The organism is Mesorhizobium sp. M0051 (assembly GCF_040323235.1).
Taxonomy (GTDB): Bacteria; Pseudomonadota; Alphaproteobacteria; order Rhizobiales; family Rhizobiaceae; genus Mesorhizobium.
On the sequence record NZ_JAMYUT010000026.1, the window covers coordinates 20,805 to 39,838 of the forward strand.

At 60.4% G+C, this 19,034-nt stretch carries 17 protein-coding genes and 5 pseudogenes; 5 read left to right on the forward strand and 17 right to left on the reverse strand.

Features of this window, described 5'->3' with window-relative positions; genetic code table 11:
- The first annotated feature begins 8 nt into the window (after positions 1-8).
- A pseudogene (locus NKJ90_RS23845) lies at positions 9-966 on the forward strand (sugar phosphate isomerase/epimerase family protein).
- 104 nt (positions 967-1,070) lie between these two features.
- Here the strand turns inward: NKJ90_RS23845 and NKJ90_RS23850 are convergent.
- From NKJ90_RS23850 to otnC, 15 genes are all read right to left on the reverse strand, one after another.
- Positions 1,071-2,132 carry a tannase/feruloyl esterase family alpha/beta hydrolase gene (locus NKJ90_RS23850; RefSeq protein WP_352486956.1) on the reverse strand — a complete coding sequence of 354 codons (1,062 nt, stop codon included), beginning with the start codon at positions 2,130-2,132 and terminating at the stop codon, positions 1,071-1,073.
- 165 nt (positions 2,133-2,297) lie between these two features.
- Positions 2,298-3,500 carry a sugar ABC transporter permease gene (locus tag NKJ90_RS23855; RefSeq protein WP_352486957.1) on the reverse strand — a complete coding sequence of 401 codons (1,203 nt, stop codon included), beginning with the start codon at positions 3,498-3,500 and terminating at the stop codon, positions 2,298-2,300.
- Between the two features lie 38 nt (positions 3,501-3,538).
- The gene (locus NKJ90_RS23860) at positions 3,539-4,354 is read right to left on the reverse strand and encodes an ATP-binding cassette domain-containing protein (protein ID WP_352486959.1); all 816 of its coding nucleotides are present in this window, start codon (positions 4,352-4,354) and stop codon (positions 3,539-3,541) included.
- A 62-nt stretch (positions 4,355-4,416) separates the two neighbouring features.
- Positions 4,417-5,493 (reverse strand): ABC transporter substrate-binding protein, encoded by a 1,077-nt coding sequence (locus NKJ90_RS23865; protein WP_352486960.1) that lies wholly within the window; start codon positions 5,491-5,493, stop codon positions 4,417-4,419.
- A gap of 269 nt (positions 5,494-5,762) precedes the next feature.
- Positions 5,763-6,713, reverse strand: a complete 951-nt coding sequence (locus NKJ90_RS23870) for a MurR/RpiR family transcriptional regulator (RefSeq protein WP_352486961.1) — start codon at positions 6,711-6,713, stop codon at positions 5,763-5,765.
- 158 nt (positions 6,714-6,871) lie between these two features.
- Positions 6,872-7,621: a GntR family transcriptional regulator gene (locus NKJ90_RS23875; RefSeq protein ID WP_352486963.1), complete on the reverse strand. Its 750-nt coding sequence runs from the start codon at positions 7,619-7,621 to the stop codon at positions 6,872-6,874.
- 149 nt (positions 7,622-7,770) lie between these two features.
- Positions 7,771-8,190: a RidA family protein gene (locus tag NKJ90_RS23880; protein WP_352486964.1), complete on the reverse strand. Its 420-nt coding sequence runs from the start codon at positions 8,188-8,190 to the stop codon at positions 7,771-7,773.
- An 18-nt stretch (positions 8,191-8,208) separates the two neighbouring features.
- A complete protein-coding gene (locus tag NKJ90_RS23885) occupies positions 8,209-8,970 on the reverse strand; it encodes an SDR family NAD(P)-dependent oxidoreductase (protein ID WP_352486965.1) in 762 nt (253 codons plus the stop codon).
- Positions 8,971-9,006: 36 nt separating this feature from the next.
- Positions 9,007-9,765, reverse strand: coding sequence for an amino acid ABC transporter ATP-binding protein (locus NKJ90_RS23890; RefSeq protein ID WP_352486967.1), 759 nt, complete (start codon positions 9,763-9,765; stop codon positions 9,007-9,009).
- Complete coding sequence (locus NKJ90_RS23895) at positions 9,762-10,418, reverse strand: amino acid ABC transporter permease (protein ID WP_352486968.1); 657 nt, start codon at positions 10,416-10,418, stop codon at positions 9,762-9,764. Before NKJ90_RS23895 ends, NKJ90_RS23890 begins: the two co-directional genes overlap by 4 nt.
- Positions 10,419-10,420: 2 nt before the next feature.
- Positions 10,421-11,083 (reverse strand): amino acid ABC transporter permease, encoded by a 663-nt coding sequence (locus NKJ90_RS23900; RefSeq protein ID WP_352486969.1) that lies wholly within the window; start codon positions 11,081-11,083, stop codon positions 10,421-10,423.
- A 56-nt stretch (positions 11,084-11,139) separates the two neighbouring features.
- Positions 11,140-11,964, reverse strand: a complete 825-nt coding sequence (locus NKJ90_RS23905) for an ABC transporter substrate-binding protein (protein WP_352486970.1) — start codon at positions 11,962-11,964, stop codon at positions 11,140-11,142.
- Positions 11,965-12,025: 61 nt separating this feature from the next.
- Entirely contained in the window at positions 12,026-13,117 is a 1,092-nt protein-coding gene (locus NKJ90_RS23910) for an LLM class flavin-dependent oxidoreductase (RefSeq protein WP_352486972.1), read from the reverse strand.
- A 52-nt stretch (positions 13,118-13,169) separates the two neighbouring features.
- Positions 13,170-13,679, reverse strand: coding sequence for a flavin reductase family protein (locus NKJ90_RS23915; RefSeq protein ID WP_352486974.1), 510 nt, complete (start codon positions 13,677-13,679; stop codon positions 13,170-13,172).
- Between the two features lie 95 nt (positions 13,680-13,774).
- Complete coding sequence (gene otnC, locus NKJ90_RS23920; RefSeq protein ID WP_352486976.1) at positions 13,775-14,440, reverse strand: 3-oxo-tetronate 4-phosphate decarboxylase; 666 nt, start codon at positions 14,438-14,440, stop codon at positions 13,775-13,777.
- Positions 14,441-14,598: 158 nt separating this feature from the next.
- On the opposite strand from otnC, the pseudogene ltnD reads away from it, so the two are divergent.
- The 4 genes and pseudogenes from ltnD (at position 14,599) to NKJ90_RS23940 (ending at position 18,490) form a co-directional block, all read left to right on the forward strand.
- Positions 14,599-15,527: pseudogene (gene ltnD, locus NKJ90_RS23925) on the forward strand (L-threonate dehydrogenase).
- 13 nt (positions 15,528-15,540) lie between these two features.
- Positions 15,541-16,321: pseudogene (otnI, locus tag NKJ90_RS23930) on the forward strand (2-oxo-tetronate isomerase).
- Entirely contained in the window at positions 16,318-17,583 is a 1,266-nt protein-coding gene (gene otnK, locus NKJ90_RS23935; protein ID WP_352486978.1) for a 3-oxo-tetronate kinase, read from the forward strand. The pseudogene otnI and the gene otnK overlap by 4 nt, the downstream one beginning before the upstream one ends.
- A 151-nt stretch (positions 17,584-17,734) precedes the next feature.
- Entirely contained in the window at positions 17,735-18,490 is a 756-nt protein-coding gene (locus NKJ90_RS23940) for an SDR family NAD(P)-dependent oxidoreductase (protein ID WP_352486980.1), read from the forward strand.
- A gap of 37 nt (positions 18,491-18,527) precedes the next feature.
- On the opposite strand, the pseudogene NKJ90_RS23945 reads toward NKJ90_RS23940, so the two are convergent.
- A pseudogene (locus NKJ90_RS23945) lies at positions 18,528-18,723 on the reverse strand (transposase zinc-binding domain-containing protein); the annotation flags it as partial.
- 4 nt (positions 18,724-18,727) lie between these two features.
- Positions 18,728-18,968, reverse strand: a pseudogene (locus NKJ90_RS23950) (tyrosine-type recombinase/integrase); the annotation flags it as partial.
- Between the last annotated feature and the right edge of the window lie 66 nt (positions 18,969-19,034).

A 19,034-nucleotide genomic window follows, 5' to 3' on the forward strand; every position in this document is an offset into this window, starting at 1 on the left:
ATAGAGAGATGAAACTGGGCTTCGTTTCCGACAGCCTTGGCGGCATGACGTTCGACGCACTTCTCGACCATGCCGCACGCCTTGGCGTCTCTGGGGTCGAGGTGAACACGGGCGGTTGGTCGACTGCGCCCCATTTCGACCTGAAGACGATGCAGGTTAGCGCGGACGCGCGTCGGAACTTTGCCAAAGCCTTCGAAAGCCGCGGCCTCGAAATCATTTCGCTCAACGCCAACGGCAATCCGCTGCATCCAACCCAGCCCGAGCAGGCCGAATGCCTGAAGGACACGATCCGCATCGCCGGCGAGATGGGGATCAAGACTGTCTGCACGATGTCCGGCCTGCCGGCAGGACACAAGACGACCTCATGCCGAACTGGGTGGTCTCCTCCTGGCCGCCGGAGACGCAAGAAATCCTGCGCTACCAGCGGGATGAGAAGCTTTGCCTTTCTGGGCGGACATTGCGAAACTCGCCAGGGAATGCGGCGTCGAACGCATTGCGCTGGAGCTTCACGGAAACCAGTGTATCTACAATGTTCCGTCGCTCCTCAAGCTGCGAACGGCCATCGGTCCGGTCATCGGCGCAAATCTCGACCCGTCGCACCTATTCTGGATGGGCGCGGATCCACTCGTTGCGGCCGAAGCGCTCGGCAAGGCCGTCTATCACGTCCACGCCAAGGACACGATGCTCAACGCGCCGGTGCAGGCCAGGACCTCGCTCCTGGAAAACGGCTCTCTGGTGGATATCGCTGCCCGCAGCTGGTCCTACATCACCCTTGGCTTCGGCCATGGCGAGGAATGGTGGCGGCAATTCTGCTACCGACTGACAATGGCGGGCTATGATGGCTGGCTTTCAATCGAACATGAAGACGTTTTGCTCAACAGCCTCGAAGGGTTGGAAAAGTCCGTCGCCCTGCTTAAAGGGGTGATGCCCGTCGCTCAGAGCGGCTTCAAGCCCCAGGCGATTTGATCGCTTGCGGAGGCGACGATAGCAGCATTCGATCTCAAGGCATGAGCGGGAAAGGTAACGCAGCCCGCACCAGCTATTCGCCGGAGCAGAGAAAGTTCTCCGCGTCAGTCCGGGTTCTCGAATGCTGCGTATTTGAACAGGTCCAACGCTACAGGAAAAGGCTTGCCGTCGGCGGGGAAGCCTGCCTCGCTGCCTTTCGCCGGCCCCGGGAAGATGAGCTCGCCGTTGCGCGGATTGACCGGGCCGGCATAGATCTGTTCCAGCATGCGGACTTGCGGTGCGGTCAGGCAATCCGGGCCGTCGGCGCCCTTGCACAGCAACTGCCTTGGCTTGAATGCACATTTATCGGGCTCGTCGACAAAGCCCTGCTTGAGGCCAACCGGCGAGGCGCATTGCTTCATCACGGCATCGTTCACCATGGCGAATTTGGGCTTGGGGATCTGCATGTCCGGATTGCGGTCGCTTATCCAGCCGGCCCAGAGCTGCTCGGCATTGAAGTTGACGATCGGATTGGGCGGCGCACCCACGACGATGCCGTCATAGTCTTCTGGATATCGCTTGGCTTCGATCAGCCCTTCCAGCCCGCCGAGCGAGCAGCCGATCCAATAGGATCGAGCGGCTCTCTTGCCGTAGAAGGATTTGATGATCGCCTTGGCCGCGACCGTCATCAAGTGATCGGCGCGGTACGCATAGTCGATCAGCTTCTCGCGGTGGCCGAGCGCGAAGCGTCCACCCTGGCCTTCCGGGATGGCGCTATCATGCCCCGTGTCGGTGCTTGCGGTGGCGTAGCCCTCCACAAGCCCGCTTAGCATGCCCGACACCATGAGGGAGCCGGCCCAGCCGAAATTGCCGACGCCAAGGAACTTGCCGTTCCAACCAGCCACCGGCAGCCAGACCTCGACCCCAATGGCTGAATCGCTGCTGGGTGTGAGGGTGGCCGCCACGCGGCAGAATGCAGGATTGGGCGCTTCCTTGGCGTGGCCGGCCACGTTCATCCCTGGCTGGCCCATGATCTGCGAAAGCGGGTCATCGGGCATCTGGTACTGACCCGCAGCCACCAGCTCGGCGGCAGTGACCCTTGCGTTTGGCAGCGCCAGCTTGGCCAGTTCGCCGCACAACACGACTGGTGAGGCTGCCTGCGCGGCAAACGGAAATGCCGTGACCAACAGGCCGACACCGACGACTTGCCAAATCCTTGACCATCGCATGACGGATCGAGCACCTACGCTGAAGCAATACCGGATTTTCATAGCAGCCCAGGTAAGCGGGCGACTACTGCCTTCCAGTTTTCACCGATCGTTTCAGCGTGATTGGGTCGAAGCCAACGCAAATCAGAAATTCTGCTGGCCCATGGCCTTTTCGATCAGCTTGTCGATCGAGACGGCCAGCACGAGAAGCAGTCCCGTCACGATGAGGCGAACGCAGTTCTCGACGCCCATCAGGTTGAGCCCGTTCTGGACTGTTCCGATGACCAGCGCGCCCAACAAAGCCGCGTGAATGGAGCCGCGGCCGCCGAACAGGCTTACGCCGCCGATGACGGTAGCGGCGATCGATTCCAGCAGCAATGTGCCGCCCCCTACCCCGCCACCGGAGAAGACGCCAACGCCCAGTGCCCGCGATGCGCCCAGTACGCCGGCCAGCGCTGCGATGCCGCCGGCAATGGCGAAGGCCGCCATCTTGATGCGCGGAACCTTGACGCCGGCCCGTCGCGCAGCCTCGTCATTGTTGCCTACAGCATAAAGGTAGAGGCCGAACCGGGTTTCCTTGAGGATATACCCGCCTATCCCGAGCAGGATCGCAAAGATCAAAACCACGACCGGTATGCCCTGATGTGCGTTGAGGATCGTCACGACGATGGCGCCAAAAATCGCGGCAGCACCAAGCGGCAGCACAAATCGGCTGAACAGGGAAGCTTCCAGACCGGCGCGTTTTCTACGAGCGATCCCTGACAGGACCAGAGCGGCAAACGCGACGAGTCCGATCACCAGCGCGGCCCATGACGTGATTCCCGAAATCTTGGTCTCGGCGATCTTGTCGATGCCGGTTCCCATCAACCCGTAGCGGGCGGTGGGCGGCAGAAGGACGAGTTGCAAGCCATTGAGGGCCAGTCCAAGCCCTAGCGTCACCACGAAGGATGGTACGCCGACAAACGTGACCCAGCGCGCCGAAAAGCTGCCGATAGCAGCACCCATCACGATTGCGACCGTCACCGCCAGCCAGGGCGAAACGCCGTAATCGACAACAAGCTTGGCCATCAGGACCGATGTCACGCCGTTGATCGCCGCGACCGACAAGTCGATTTCCTTGACCAGCAGCACGAACATCAGACCGATCGCCATGATGCCCACAACCGTGCTCTGGACGAGCAGGTTCGACAGGTTCTGCGGTGTCAGAAAGACGTTGCTCTGCAAGGCGAAGAATACCCACAGCGCCACGAGCCCGATTATTACGGGCAGTGCACGCATGTCGCTGTTGAGCACTTCGCCGAAGGTGCGGCGTTTGACGTCACCGGAAGCGGCGGCCGAGCTTGCCATTTTGACGTATCCTCCTGACACTTTTTGTCCGACAGAGCTCAGCCAGCGAGGTTGACTGCCTCGTTGCCACCGACCATCGCGTTGACCACTTGCTCGCCTGTCACTTCGCTCGATTTGAAACTCGCGACATTCGCGCCCAGGCGCATGACCTCGATGCGGTCAGTGGCGTTGACGACGAAATTGTGGATGTCGTGGCTGACCACGACAATGCCGAGCCCATCGTTGGCCAACGTGCGGACCAGGGCCGAGACCTGTTCGGCCGCGGAATGGCTGAGTGCGGCTGTCGGCTCGTCGAATATGACGACCTTCGGCGTCCACAGGATGGAACGTGCGATGGCTATGTTCTGTCGCTGACCGCCAGACATTGCTCCGACAGGGCGCGTCAGTGACAGCTGGCCAAGTCGCATGCGCGTCAGCACCTCGCGGGCACGAACTTCGCATTCGGCGCGACGGATCCGCCGGCCGAACCATGTCGGACCAGTCAGCTCCCGCCCGAGAAACAGGTTCTGCACGGCGTCCAGATTGTTGCAGAGCGCGAGATCCTGATAAACGGTCTGGATCCCAAGGGCGGTGGCGTCAGCTGGGCTGGCGATCTTCGCCGGTTGGCCCTCGATGCTGTACTCACCGGCGTCGAACCCGAACACACCGGCCATGATCTTGACGAGCGTTGACTTGCCGGCGCCGTTGTCGCCGACCAGCGCGACCACCTCGCCGGCGTGGACGTCCACCGAAGCGCCTTGAAGGGCATGGACCGACCCGAACGATTTACGGATGTTGCGCATCGAAATAAGCGGCGTGGATTGATACGCCGCATGAACATCGGCGCCGCCGCGGGTTGCTGCCGCTTCGACCATCAGGCTCCTCCCATCAAGTAGCCGGAGGACAGCGAGCGCCGCTGCCCTCCAGTTCGATCACATTATTTGTTGTTCTTCTTGCAGACTTCAGTGTCTTCGATGCCCTTGCAGATTTCTGGCCAGGTCCAGACGCCGGCGGTGACGACGTCCGAGAGATTGTCCAGGGTGATGTTCTTGACCGGCAGGAAGACAGCCGGCACATCCATGAACTTGTTGTTCACCTTGCCATTGATCAGATCCTTTGGCACTCCCTTGCCATCCAGGATCGAAGCCACGACGTCCGCCGCATAGGTCGCTTCAACCTTGAGATCCTTGAGCACGGAGTTGTCCTGCCATCCCTGCGCGACGTAGCGCAACGCCTCGACGGTCGCGTCCTGACCGCCGGTCACCAGCTTGTCGCCAGGCTTGGCCCCCTGGCTGATCAGAGCGGCAACCGAGCCGCCGGTGGTGCCATCGTTCATGCCGAGGAAGACATCGACATCGCCGCCATTGCGGGTCAGGCAGTCTTCGGCGAAGGATTGCGCCAGCGCCGGATCCCAGTTCTGCGTGTACTGCTCGCAGACGACCTTCACCTTGCCCGAATCGATCAACGGCTGAAGGAATTCGTTCTGGCCCTTTTCATACTGGCCTGTACCGTACTCGCCCTCATTGCCCTTCACGCGCGCAACCTTGACCGGCGACTTCTTCATGGCGCTGATCAGCTCGGCGGCGCGCTTGCCTTGCGCTTGTCCAACTGACAGCGAGTCGAAGACGACGTGTGCTTCGGCCTTGCCGCCGACCGCGTCGTGATCATAAAGGACCACCGGCACCTTCGCATCGGCTGCCGCCTTAAGACTGCCGGCGGCGAGGTTTGCGTCCGTCGCCGCAAGCACGATCACGCTGGCGCCCTGGGTGATGGCGTCTTCGACCAGCCGCTGCTGCCGCGCCGGATCCCCTTCGCCATTCTGCACGGTCACCTCAGCGTTCGGCGCCTTCTCCTTCATCGCCGCGACAAAGAACGGCGCGTCCCGGCTTGTGAAGCGAATCGTCGTGGTATTCGGCAGCAGAAAGAACACTTTCTTGGCATCTTGAGCATGTGCCGCCGCCAAGGCGCTCGCCATAGCGGTTGCCGTCAGAAATGCAGTCAGAAGTCGCTTCATAGTTTCCTCCCATGGAACACTCAGTTCGCCCCCTCCTTCACGACAGCGCGGGACACTCCCGAACCGGGTGAAGGATAGGCTGCAACGAAAATTGCAAGATATAAATATCCCGCAATGAACGATGTGTCAACGATTTGACAATGAAATTGTTGCATCGTGCAGAGTGCGCAATTTCTATTGCGATCTGCGGACTCGAGTGCACCTGGCGCGCTTGGTTCGCAACCGGAATGCCAAGGACGCGGAACGCCCGGGTTATTGTTGGGGAACCGCTACTGCCCGGTGACGGTTGGTATGCGCGGACTGACAGCGTTGTTCTGCAGTCGCGCCGCGAGTGCAACCGTCAGCGCCTGGGCAAGGCACATTGGGGCGGCAAGCGAACGGGAAAAGGTATATTCATGCTCCGGCACGGCGAAGAGAACACTGGCGTTCTTGGCCAGCGGAGACAGCGTGCTGTCGGAAATGGCAATGATCGGAACTTCGCTGCGCGCGGCCTCCTCCACAACGTTGACGACTTCATTGGCGTAAAACCGAAAAGACACGGCAAACAAGACATCGGTCTTGCGGATCATGCGCGCCATATGCGTGGCGAGTCCGCCGCCGGGATCAAGCAGCACGCAACGTTTGCCCAACATGGTCAAAATATAGCGGAGAAGTTCGACCACAGGCGTCGACCGCAGCTGCCCGATCAGGTAGATCGCGTCGGCCTTTTCGAGAAGGGTCACGGCCTTGGCCAGGTCCTCGGGCGGTATTTGCGTCAGCATGTCCTGCAGCGAGGCGATGTCGCGGACCACGAGGTCGCGCATGAATCCGACTTCGCTGCGATCTGTTCGCGCTCCCAATTCGCCTTCCAGCGCCTTGATACGAGCCTCGAAGCCGGGCGCCGCGGTCGACAGACGCTTCTGAAAGCGGGACTGGAGTTCGTTGAAGCCTTCATAACCGAGCGCCTGCGCAAAGCGCACGAAGCTAGAGGCATGCACTCCGCTGCTATCCCCAATCGCATTCACCGACCTGACAGCGACGTCGTTAGGATTCTGGGTGAGATAGAGCGCGATCTTCTGGTAGGATTTGCTCATTTCATCATAGCGATCGTGGATGAGCCGGATCAGCTCTTCATAGTCACGCGGCGCTTCAGCGGTCGGTTTCATGCTGCACTCTTTCGCAATATTCATTGCACAATGACGCGTCTGCGTCGATTCTGCTAGTGAAATCAGTAGCAACATTGTTTAGGCAAAAGCGCGTGCAGTTGAGATGGAAATTGGCAGGTCTGCCTGGCTCGACGCCCATGGCCGCGATTGAGCCCGCGCTGCATCATCACCTAACTGCCGAAATCCGGAGGACGATCAACGCGCGAAGATGCTTCGTGCGAGGCCGTGCCTTGCTACCGACGTGAGGGTCGACTGGCTTTCACACTGTTGCGGCTCGCCCCATCTGATTCACTGTCGGCAATCAGCGAAAGGTAGCGCTCGAGAGCCTTCGAGAACTTGGCTTGCCAGATCTCATGCGCAGTGCGGAGATCTCCGTCCCGCAAGCTTTCGAGTAGCTTGACGACATACTTCTCGGCGTCGCCCTTTCGGTCTGTATAGACAACGCCCAACTGATGGTTGAAGCGCCTCACATCTGCGGTTAGCTCGGAAAAGTAGCGGATGGTCCGCTGCAATCCCGTCGCGTCAATGATCGCTTGCTGGAACTCAAGATCGTTGCGAACGGTCTCGACCTGGCTATCGAGGTTAGCAAACTTGACGGCATTCTCAGCCAATTTTTCGAGACGCTTGAGGTCAGCCGAAGCCAGGCGACCTGGTTCCGCGAGCAGATGGTCCAGGGCAATTTTTCCCAGGGCCATCCGGATATTGTAGACTTCGATGACGCTGTCTGCGTCCACCGCCCTGACAGATGCTCCCTTGTTCCGCTTGATCTCGACGAACCCCTCGCGAGCTAGCAGGCGCAATGCTTCCCGGACCGGATGCCGGGAGACGTTCAACATGTCGGTAAGCTGTTGCTCGACGAGCCGGTCGCCGGGCTTGAAGTGGCCGGCAATGATCGCGTTCCGGATTTGCTCCGCAGCGAACTGCGTGCTTTCCATCTGCGTCATGGGAGCCAGAATGGCGCCTGTTTCATTTGCGTGTCGCATCAAGATCCTCATAAGGCGACCGCAGGAGATCGGCTGCACAGGCATTCGGAATGTAGACTATATACGAATGCGATAATCTAATGAGAAGCCTGCCACTAAGCTATCCTTACGGAATAAGTGGAAAACGTTCTGTCCCGCCTGACTTGCCGTTAGAGCGAGACCGCCAGGTTCTTCGTCGGAAGGGCGCCAGCACCACGATACGCAGTGAGCTCTATTTCGAAGAGATACTCAGGTCCGCCCAACGGACCACAGCTGACGCAGCTTGCCGGAGAGATGTCCCGGAACTTCTCGCCCATATAGGCCATGACTTCCGGGACGTCTTCCTGGCGCGGAATGAAGATGCGTCGCCGCACAACATCCGCAAGGCTGCTGCCGACCGCCTCAAGCGCGCCTTCGACGTTCTTCATCGCTTGCCTTGCCTGCTCGACGGCCGTCTCAGGCATCACACGGGTCTTGTAGTCGCGTCCTGCGGTCAGGGACATGAAGATCCAGTTGTCGAGGGCGACGATCCGCGAATAGCCTTCCTTCTCTTCTAGGATGCTGCCGGACTTTAGCTTCACGAGTTCCATGCCGTTCTCCATTGCTGATCAGATCGAGATGCCGCCGTCGATCGCCACCGTCTGACCGGTGATCAGCGCGCCGGCGAAACCGAGGAAGACGATAAGCTCCGCGACATCCGCCGTGGTGCAGACTTTCTTCAGAGGTGTGCTGGCGAGGGTGCTCTGGCGACGCTCCTCCGACCATTCAATCGCCCACGAACTTTCGACGACGCCGGGCGCCACCGCGTTGACGCGCACATCGGGCGCGAGCGCACGCGCCAGGTTCTTCGTCAGGTTGATGACGGCGGCCTTGGAGCCGCTATAGGCGATGGTGCTGGCCACGGCGCCGAAGCCGGCGATGGAAGCGGTGTTCACGATAGAACCTTTGGCCAGCTTGAGAGCAGGCGCCGCGGCCTTCGAGCACCTGAAAACGCTCATAAGGTTGACGTTGAGCAGATTTGCCCAAAGCTCCTCCGTTATGCTGTCCAGGTCGTTGATCGGCACCGGGACCTTCACGCCAGGTATTCCCGCGTTGTTGACAAGCAGATCGAGACGGCCGAGCTTTGCCACCGCATCGAGCACCATTGCCTTGGCCTGCCCGGCATCGCCGACATCGCCTGGAGCACCCATGACGTCGAGCCCCTCCTTTTGTAATTCAACGACAGCCGCCTCGCCCCGCTGGTCCGCCGGCAGATAGTTGATTGCGACCTTGGCGCCGGCCTTGGCCATCATGCGCGCGGTTTCGAGGCCGATGCCCGACGCACCCCCGGTGACGAGCGCCGCCTTTCCCGTGAGATTGAACGAGATCATGAGTTACCCTTCGATGCTGCGTTTGGATGGAATTCGCTAGGCGACTGAGCTTCTGACGATTTCAAGGGGCTTGCGATTCTCGCGCCGCAGGAACTTCTGTGTCTGTTCTTTGCGGGGATTGTCGATCACCTCTTCGGCCGTGCCGATTTCGCAGACTTCGCCCTGGCAGAGAAAGGCCACGCGGTCCGCCGATTCCCGAGCGAAATTGATATCGTGCGTGACAACCACCATCGTCATGCCTTCGCTCTTCAGGAGACGCATGGTCTCAAGCACTTCGCCGACAAGTTCGGGATCCAGGGCGGAAGTGACCTCGTCGAAGAGCATATAGCTCGGCTCCATCGCAAGCGCTCGGGCGATGGCGAGACGCTGCTGCTGCCCGCCTGAGAGCTGAGACGGCAAGCTGTCGCCCTTGTCGCCGAGCCCCACATGCTCGAGGTGCTTCTGCGCAAGTGCACGCGCCTCCGCGCGGCTGCGCTTTGTGACCACCCGGGGTGCCAGCGCGACATTTTCCAGCGCCGTGAGGTGCGGGAAGGCGTTGTACTGCTGGAACACGATGCCCAGCTTGCTGCGCAGCTTGTTGATATCCGTCTTCCGATCGTGGACGCTGATGCCGTCTACGAGGATCTCGCCACCCTGGATCGGTTCGAGCCCGTTGATGCATTGCAGGAGCGTCGATTTTCCCGACCCGCTCGCCCCGATCAGGCAGACGAGTTCGCCCTTTTCGACCGTGAGATCGATGCCCTTGAGCACGATCACCGATCCGAAGGCCTTCTGGACGTTGCTGATGCGGATCATACGCGGACCTTTCTTTCGAGGTGCCGGCTGTACCGGGAAACAGGATAGCAGATAAGGAAATAGAAAAGTCCCGCACCCATCAGCAGCAGCCAGGTCTCATGTGTCCTGGTGATGAGTATCTGGGTGGAACGCATATATTCGATGTAGCCGACCACGCCTGCGAGAGCGCTGTCCTTGATCAGGCTGAGGACGAGCCCGATCCACGGAGCCAATCCCGTCCTGAATGCCAGGGGCAAAGATATGTACAAGAGCTCCTGATAGCCGTTCATGCCGAGCGAGCGAGCGCTCTTACGGTATTGAACCGGGACTGAGAGCAGGCTCGCCCGGACCACCTCGGCAGTTACTGCCGACATCCAGGCGCCAAGCGCGACGGTACCGAACCAAAAGGGCGAAGCGCCGAACCCCAGGATCGATAGGAAGCTGTTGGCGAGGATCAGTTGGATGATCATCGGCACGCTGCGTATGATGTCGACGAAGGGGGCCGTGGCGATCCTCACGGTCATGGACACGGTGCGCAACCAGCCAAGGACGATCCCGCCAAGGGTGCCGACAAGGGTTGCTGCAGCGGCCAGCCTGACCGTGTTGAGCAGGCCCTCCGCCAGGAAATAAGCATCCGACCAGGCGAGCCCTTGGTTTGCGAACTGAAACTGCACGCCTAGCTCCTGTAGATGAGCCGAAAGGCCAGTTGCGAGGAGAACTGCAGCCCTTTAGCGATGATGTAATAGATCAGCGCCGTGACCAGAAAGAACTCGAATGTCCGGAAGGATGCGGACTGCGCGTACTGCGTGGCGCCCGAGAGCTCCTGCAGTCCGACCAACATGCCAAGCGAGGTGTTCAGCATTCCCCAGATGCCTTGAGTGACATAGGCGAGGAAGATCACCTTGAACATCTGCGGAAAGATCACATGGATGAAGCTCTGCGGGCTGGTCATGCCGAGTGAGCGCGAAGCCGACAGCTGCTGTCGCGGGATGGCGTTGAGGCCACCCCTGAAGATTTCAGTCATGTATCCGGCGTTGTTGAAGGAAACGGAGATGAGGACGGCCGCGTAGCTGGGGATGTTGATGTGGAAGGCGCCCAGCCCGAAATAAAAGAGATAGAGCTGAAAGACAGCAGGCGTGTTGCGCGACAGCTCCACCCACCAGGTCGAAAAGCGGTAGGCCCATCCCTCGCCCTGCTGGCGCGCGACAGCCATGGGCATCGCAATGAGCGTGCCGACAATGAAGGCCAGAATGGTGATCTGGATCGTCACCCAGGCGCCGGCCAGCAGCAGGGGCAGTGAATCCCAGACGATGGACCAGTAGAACTGATAGCCATTCATGCCAATCATCCCATGCTCATGCCGGCAGGGTTTTCCTGCCGGCACGGGCCCTATGGTTAGAAGTTGATGCCTTCAGCTGTCAGCGGCGGCAACGGACCATCCCCGTAGTACTTGTGATAGACCTCGGCCCAGCGGCCATTTGACACCTGAGTGAACACGAAAACCCGCGCCCAGTTTAGGAATTGTTGGTCGTCTCGTTTGACGGCAATCGACCCGAAGTCGGCGAGAGGGGCAAGTCCGGCCATCACGAACTCCGGGAACTGACCACTTTGCGATAGCGAGTTGAAGACGGCGACATTGATCACGATGGCGTCGATCTTGCCCTGCTGCAGAGCCAGGAAGGTTTCCGCATCACTCGCAAAGCCGGTGTAGGTCGCACCCGTACCCTCCCAGCCCTTGCCCATCTCATCCTTGAAGAGTTGCTCAGGCGTGGTGCCAACGACACCACCAAGCTTCTTGGATGCCAGGTCGGAGTATTTGGCGATGCCGGTGTCCTTGCGGGTCACAACTGCCATGACGTTGTTGGTGTAAGGCTGGGTGAACGCCACGGTCAGCGCACGTGCCGGGGTCGGCGTAGTCGAGGCGATAAGGACGTCGATGCGGTTCGAAACCAGCGCCGGGATACGATCCGGCGAAGGCGTCTCGACGATTTCCGGCTCTGCGCCGAGCGCCTTTGCCATGTCCTTACAGTACGTCACGTCATAGCCGTCGGGCTCGTTGTTTGAGTCCCGGAAGCCGGCAGGCGGACTGTCCAGCATGATGCCACAACGCAGCTTTTTGTTCTTGATGATCGTGTCGAGGGCCGAGTCGGCTTGCGCCTGAGCGGCAAGCGTGAACGTGGCGACCGCTGTCGCCAGCAGAGCCTTTACAATCGTTTTCATTTCATTCCCCTTTCTTGTATTGCACACTAGTTTTTTGTTGGTTGAGCATTTGTGAGGCCGCTCAACTCGCCTTTCTCGCCAACCCGGGTGTCACGCCGAGAGCTTCGATAGGTCCCACTTCCTTCTCGATCAGCGGCACGACTTCGTTCTTGAACCGAACGATAGAGCGATGCGCCAACTCGATTGGCATGCAGCCGAAGGAGAAGTTGCAGGTGTAGTTGCTTGGATTGAGACGTTTGATGTCCGCGACCATCTTCTCGGCAACGGTGTGCGGATCGCCCACCACCATGTTGTCTGCATATTGGTCGAGCGTGTACTCGCCTTCGTACGCCTGGTTGCTGATGTAGCCGTTGTCGTCCAGCGGCGGTGAGGCCTGGCGCAGATAATTCGCCATGCGCCCCACGTACCGGGCCCGCTCCGCCACGGCCAATGCCTCGCTGCGGCTGTCGGTTATGGCCAGGTACTGCATGATCGCCAAGGGCTTGATCGAAGGCTGCTCGCCGATGGACGTCCAGGCGTCGTTGAGCCCGTCGACCATCTTGTAGAGCACTGGCGATCCAAGCGTGCTGGCTGCGAGGAACGGGACCGCCTTCCATTTCTTGAAGCGATCGAGGAGCTTGGGGTGTGACGACGTCACAAAGATCGGCGGAAGAGGCTTCTGCTGGGTGCTGATCGCGAAGCTGGTCTTGGGGAGAGAAATATACTTTCCGTTGTACTCGACCTCGCCATCGACGAGCGCCTTTTCGATGACGTCCCAATACTCAAGGAAAACGTCGACCCTGTGGTCCAGCACGACATTGTAGCGATCGAACTCATAACGCTGATAGCCGGTACCCAGGCCGATGACGAGGCGGCCTTCGGTCTGTGTATCGGCGACCGCGATCTCCTGGGCGAGACGAAGCGGATTGTAGAGCGGCAGCACGATAACGCCCGGGCCAAGCTTGATCTTTTTGGTCCAGCCGGCCGCGAAGGAGCACATCATCAGCGGCGACGGAGAGCTCGAATAATTGGCGAAGTGATGCTCGGCGAACCACGCAATGTCGAAGCCAAGCTCATCGGCGGTCTCCACCATCTTGCGCGTGTCGCGCATCACGCCCTGTGCGCCGTCGGGATGATCGCGAAGCGTCATCAGGTTAAAAAGACCAAGCTGCATTCATTTGCTCCTAAGATCCCTCGGCGACGGCTGTCGACGTTGGCAAACAGTCCTATCCAGCCTTCTGCAGGCCCATGGGTGAAGTCAGCGCGTAGGCGCCGTTCTGATAGATCAGCGGGTCAACATCGGAGGCGAATGCCACCCCTTCGACCCGCCCGATGATGATGTCGTGCGTAGCATAGGAGATCGCCCGATCCATCTCGCAGAACAGGTTCGCCTGCGCGCTTGGCAGGTATGGGACGCCTTCCTTTTCGGTCCACTCGCCGATGTCGAATCGCGTCTCGGCTGGCCGTCCGCCACTGAAAGAGTTGGAGATGTCGGCCTGTGAGGCTCGAAGCACGTTGATGCAGTAATGCCCCTCTTCCTTGAGAGGCATGTTGATCGACGAGTTGCGGTTGACGCAGGCAAGGATCGAAATGGGAGCGAAGCTGAGCGGCGTGACCGACGTGACGGTGATGCCATATCGGCGTCCGTCGTGCCGGCACGAGATCACGCAGACCGTGGACGCCACGCGCCGCATCGATTGCCGGAAATGCTCGGTACTCAGGTCCTGCGAGAGCATTATTTGCTTCCTTGTTCCCAGCCTCAAAATTGCAGATTGTCTACAATCTGTCAATGTGTTTTTGGGCCACCCCGCTCCAGACGAAACTGCCTTGTTTAGTGGTGGTCGTGCGCTTCGTCCGGGCCCGGGAGCGGGAATTGCCTAGCCAGATCCTCGACTTGCTCCGCAGATAGATATCGCGGGTTGAGACCACGCAGCAGAAGGTACAGCTTTGCTGTTTCCTCGAGTTCCTCGATCGCGAAGACAGCGCCCTCGAGGTCCTTGCCAGTCACCACCGGCCCATGGTTGGCCAGCAGGACCGATGAATATTTGCCGGCCAATCCCCTGATGGCCCGGGCGACCGCCGGATCGCCCGGCCTGAAATACGGCACCAGCGCAGTTCGGCCAGCGCGCATGAGATAGTACGGCGTCATCGGCGGCAGCACCGACTTCGGATCGATTTCGGGAAGCATCGTGACGGCGACCGAATGCGTCGAATGCAGATGCACGACAGCCCGAGATCCTTTGACTGTGTCGTAGAGCGCGGAATGCAGGGGGATCTCCTTCGTCGGCTTGTCGCCCGAAACCAGATTGCCATTTGCGTCAAGGCGGGAAATGGACGCCGGATCCAGAAATCCGAGCGACGTGTTTGTCGGGGTCACAAGCCAGCCGCCTTCGTCGAGCTGAACAGAGATATTTCCCGAGGAACCGGGGGTGAGTCCGCGATCGAACAGCGACCTGCCGAAGCGGACAATCTGTTCACGGAGTTTCGTCTCTCGCATCCCTGTCACCCGAGATTCTAGGCGCATGGCACGAAGCCAACGCACTGAGCCTACCCACGGACGCCAACCTGAAAATCTCAAAAAGTGCGGCGGCCGCCCGTTGCGGATTGTAGATAATCTGCATTATGATCGGATTGAAAGCAAGAGGTTGAATACGCATGTCTGCTGACAAAAACGCGGAAAAATCAAACGTCGCCGTCATCGGGCTGGGCTCGATGGGGTTTGGCATGGCGAGTTCGCTTGTGCGACGCGGACACGCGGTCGTCGGCTACGATCCCTCCGCGACCGCTGCGGAAAAGCTGGTTGCAAGCGGCGCGGGATAGCGCAATCACCGAGCGAAGCTGTTGCCAATGCGAGCGTCGTCCTCTGCGTCGTCGTGAACAGCGCGCAGACCGACGCGGTGATTTTCGGCGACGGCGGCGTGTTCCCTGTGATGCCACCGGGCTCGGTATTCATTTCGTCAGCGACCATGGCGCCATCGGAGGTGAGACGCCTGTCCACGCGCCTCGCGGAGCGCGACATCCTCTATCTCGACGCCCCGATCTCGGGCGGCGCAGCAAAAGCTGCGAGCGGCGCCCTGACGATCATGGCGTCGGGCAGCCCGAATGCCTTCGCACGGGCGCGGCATGTCCTGGATGCGGTCGCGGCGAAGGTCTATCGCCTGGGCGACGAACCCGGCATCGGCGCTTCGGTGAAAATGATCAACCAGCATCTGGCAGGAATCCATATCGCGGCCGCATGCGAGGCCATGGTGCTCGCATCCAAGCTCGGCTTGGACCTCTCGACTGTCTACGAGGTCATAACCGCGTCCGCGGGAAACTCCTGGATGTTCGAGAACCGTGTCCCGCACATTCTCGATGGCGACTACAGGCCGCTGAGTTCGGTTGAAATATTCGTCAAGGATCTGGGAATTCTCCAGGACATGGCTCGTGCCGAACGTTACCCCGTGCCGCTCGCTGCAGCTGCCCTCCAGATGTATCTCGCGACCTCGGGCGCAGGCATGGGACGTGACGACGATTCTTCGGTTGCGCGCACCTATGCCACCCTATCCGGCGCGTCGCTGCCCTCGGCCAAGGCGGCATCATGATCGATCTCGCCGCATGATCCGCTTCGCCGCCAAGCTCACCATGATGTTCACGGAATGGTCGTTCCTTGACCGCTTCGAGGCTGCCGCGGAAGCCGGCTTCGGAGCCGTGGAATTCCTGTTCCCCTATGAATTCGCACCCGAAACCGTAGGCAGCCGACTGAGGGCATGCGAACTCGAACTGGCGTTGTTTAATCTTCCTCCTGGAGACTGGGCTGCGGGCGAACGGGGCATCGCTGCCTTGCCGGATCGGTTCGAGGAATTCCAGTCAGGCGTCGACAAGGCGCTGGACTACGCCCAGGCGACTGGCGTGCGCTCCCTCCACATGATGGCCGGCCTTGCGGACCCGTCAGACGCAGAAGCGTTGAGAAGCTACAGGCGTGCCGTGGACTTCGCCGGATCGAAGCTGGCCGCCCAAGGCCTGAACCTTCTGTTGGAACCGATTAACGGCCGCAGCATGCCCGGTTATTTCCTGAACGACTTTGCGCTTGCTGCAGCATTTATTGAGGAACTCGATCACCCGAACGTCAGGCTTCAGTTCGACGTGTTCCATCGACAGATCATGCATGGTGACCTCACCGAGAGCTTCCGGCATCTGCAGCCGCTCATCGGGCACGTCCAGATCGCCGGGGTGCCCGGACGGCACGAGCCGGATACCGGCGATCAACTATCGGCACTTCTTCGAACAGCTTGAGACGAGCAATTATTCCGGTTTCGTCGGCTGCGAGTATCAGCCCGCTGGCTCGACGAAAGCCGGCCTTGGCTGGTTTGCGCCGTATAGGGGGCGCAGGCAGTGACGGTCATTCTCGCAGCCATAGCCGACGACTACACCGGGGCCTCCGACCTTGCGAACACGTGGCGCAAATGCGGCCTTCGAACCGTCCAGACCATAGGCATCCCGGTCGATAGCCGTCCGTTCGAAACGATTGATGCGCTTGTGGTCTCGCTGAAGATCCGTTCCGTTCCGGCTGTCGATGCGGTCGCAAGAGCGATCGCTGCCGGGGAGTTCCTCCGGCGCATCGGCACCCGCCACGTCATGTACAAGATCTGCTCGACCTTCGATTCGACCGATGCAGGCAATATCGGTCCTGTCACCGATGCCTTAATGGAGCGGGCTGGACAGGACTGGACCGTGGTTACGCCAGCGTTCCCGGAAACCGGACGCACCGTCTACAAGGGGCACCTGTTCGTCAACGATGTTCCGCTCAACGAAAGCGCCTTGCGGGATCACCCTTTGAACCCGATGCATGACGCCAATCTTACGCGTGTTCTTGCAAGGCAATCCAAGCACGCTGTTCACAGTCTCGACTGCCAGACGGTCGCGCTTGGCCTGGAAAGCTGCAGAGCGAAGATCGCCGCAATGCCTGGCCGGCGGAAATCGATCATCGCCGACGCCATCTGGGACAGCGATCTCGATGTCCTCGGTCAGTTGGCGTCCGACGGCGCCGTGTCGACGGGTGCGTCCGGACTTGGCTACGGACTCGCAAGGGCCGCTCTGGCCGCACGCCCAGCCCAGCGATCAATGGCTAACCTTGCTGCTGTCGGCGGCCGATCGGCGGTCATTGCCGGCAGCTGTTCCGCCCGGACACTGGAGCAGATCGATGCCGCCGAAAGACACATGCCGGTGCTACGCCTCGATGCGCAGCGCATTGTCTCCGGCGGAGGTGCCGTCGAGGAGGCCCTTGAATTCGCTCGACGGCAGCTTGCGGCTGGGCCAGTGCTCATCGCGTCCTCCGGCAGCCCCGATGCGGTTGCAGCGCTCCAGCGGCAGCACGGCAAGCACGAGGCCGGGCAGGCGATCGAGAACGCCTTGGCGGAAATCGCCATCGGGCTCGTCGACGCCGGCGTTCGGCGACTCGTGGTGGCGGGAGGTGAGACCTCGGGGGCCGTGGTGGACAAGCTAGCGATCGGCTCGTTCGAGGTCGGTGATGAACTTGCGCCCGGTGTCCCGATGCTGCGCACCATCGGACATCCGGGAGGCGACCTGATGATGGCACTCAAATCCGGCAATTTCGGCGACGTGAACTTCTTTGCAGAAGCGCTTGCGAGGCTCGCTTGAAAACGAGGAGAGGATATGACGGTGACAGGAACTAGGGTCGGGCTGATCCGTGGTTTCGGCTCCTGGCACTTGATACTCGAGACAGGTTGCTTCCCTTCTCCCGGCCGGCCCGCTTGCGATTTAGTCCAACATCAACGATCGGAGAACCATCATGACCAGGAGCTTTGAGGGCAAAACCGTCGTCGTGTCAGGGGCGGCGGGAGGTGTCGGCCGGGCTGCGGTTTCACTTTTCATCGAAAACGGTGCCAGGGTATGCGCCACAGATCTCAACCCAGCCGTCGCCGACCTGGAACGAGACCCGCCCGATCATGTCGTAGCGGTTGCCGCTGATGTCACCAAGGCTGCTGACGTCGAGAAAATATTCGCAACGGCAGAGCAGCGGCTCGGCCCGGTCGACGTGCTCGTCAGCAACGCCGGCTTCATCATTTCGAAGTCCGCTCACGACACCAGCGAGGATGAGTGGGACGCCGTCATGAATGCGAACGCCAAATCCTTCTTCCTGATGTCGAGGCGCGCGCTGCCTTCGATGCTCGCGCGTGGCCACGGTTCGATTGTTGCGACGGGATCCATTTCAAGCGTCGTCGGCTTGCCGGAACAGGCAGCCTATTGCGCGGCCAAAGGCGCCCTGCTCCAGCTGGTACGACAGATGGCCGTAGATTATGCATCCCGAGGCATCCGGGTGAACGCTGTGGGAGCAGGATCAATCAATACGCCGTTCCTGACACGCTACCTTGAAGGCCTGGACGATCCAGCCGCAGGCGAGGCCGCCATCAAGAGCGCCCATCCCATTGGCCGCTGGGCCGAGCCCAGGGAAATCGCCGATGCCATCGTCTATCTTTCTGGTCCGAACGCGTCATTCGTGACAGGGCATATCTTAATGGCCGACGGCGGCTACAGTGCCCGGTAAGGAGGGTCGTTCTGAAAGTACCCACGATAGACGCCGTGTTGCGGCAGGAGTTGTAGGCGATCCGCCATTGGCCGCAGTCCTCGCAGGCTTCGACATGACCACCCAATGGTGCGGCAGTGTTCGATCGCCGACATGACCTTGAGCTGCTGCAGGCTCAGATGCCCTGCGTGGGCGACCCGGTATCCGGGGCCGGCAGCACGGAAGAAATCGGCAACCTCCAGGTGCGCGCGCACCTGTTCAGCCGGGCGGCGTCTTGCCTTCCATCAGGCGCCATCAGCCAGTCGAGCGGCCCTGCGACCGCGTGGATCGTTCGGATCGAGACCTTGGTGTAGAGCGCGGTGGTATCGAGCTTGCTGTGCCCGAGCAGGACCTGGATGTCGACATCCTGCTCAAGCAGGTGGGTGGCGAAGCTGTGACGCAGCGTGTGCGGGCTGACGCGCTTGCGGATGCCGGCGACTTCGGCTGCCTCCTGGACCGAGCACGCGCAATTCGACCGGAGGCGCAAGGCAGAAAGTTCGAAACGGTTCCAAGAACCCCAAGCAAA

Bases quoted from the DNA above. Each gene is read 5' to 3' on its own strand.
- NKJ90_RS23855 (WP_352486957.1), bottom strand. From the start codon at position 3,500: ATGGCAAGCTCGGCCGCCGCTTCCGGTGACGTCAAACGCCGCACCTTC.
- NKJ90_RS23860 (WP_352486959.1), bottom strand. From the start codon at position 4,354: ATGGTCGAAGCGGCAGCAACCCGCGGCGGCGCCGATGTTCATGCGGCG.
- NKJ90_RS23865 (WP_352486960.1), bottom strand. From the start codon at position 5,493: ATGAAGCGACTTCTGACTGCATTTCTGACGGCAACCGCTATGGCGAGC.
- NKJ90_RS23870 (WP_352486961.1), bottom strand. From the start codon at position 6,713: ATGTTGCTACTGATTTCACTAGCAGAATCGACGCAGACGCGTCATTGT.
- NKJ90_RS23875 (WP_352486963.1), bottom strand. From the start codon at position 7,621: ATGCGACACGCAAATGAAACAGGCGCCATTCTGGCTCCCATGACGCAG.
- NKJ90_RS23880 (WP_352486964.1), bottom strand. From the start codon at position 8,190: ATGGAACTCGTGAAGCTAAAGTCCGGCAGCATCCTAGAAGAGAAGGAA.
- NKJ90_RS23885 (WP_352486965.1), bottom strand. From the start codon at position 8,970: ATGATCTCGTTCAATCTCACGGGAAAGGCGGCGCTCGTCACCGGGGGT.
- NKJ90_RS23890 (WP_352486967.1), bottom strand. From the start codon at position 9,765: ATGATCCGCATCAGCAACGTCCAGAAGGCCTTCGGATCGGTGATCGTG.
- NKJ90_RS23900 (WP_352486969.1), bottom strand. From the start codon at position 11,083: ATGAATGGCTATCAGTTCTACTGGTCCATCGTCTGGGATTCACTGCCC.
- NKJ90_RS23905 (WP_352486970.1), bottom strand. From the start codon at position 11,964: ATGAAAACGATTGTAAAGGCTCTGCTGGCGACAGCGGTCGCCACGTTC.
- NKJ90_RS23910 (WP_352486972.1), bottom strand. From the start codon at position 13,117: ATGCAGCTTGGTCTTTTTAACCTGATGACGCTTCGCGATCATCCCGAC.
- NKJ90_RS23915 (WP_352486974.1), bottom strand. From the start codon at position 13,679: ATGCTCTCGCAGGACCTGAGTACCGAGCATTTCCGGCAATCGATGCGG.
- otnC (WP_352486976.1), bottom strand. From the start codon at position 14,440: ATGCGAGAGACGAAACTCCGTGAACAGATTGTCCGCTTCGGCAGGTCG.
- NKJ90_RS23940 (WP_352486980.1), top strand. From the start codon at position 17,735: ATGACCAGGAGCTTTGAGGGCAAAACCGTCGTCGTGTCAGGGGCGGCG.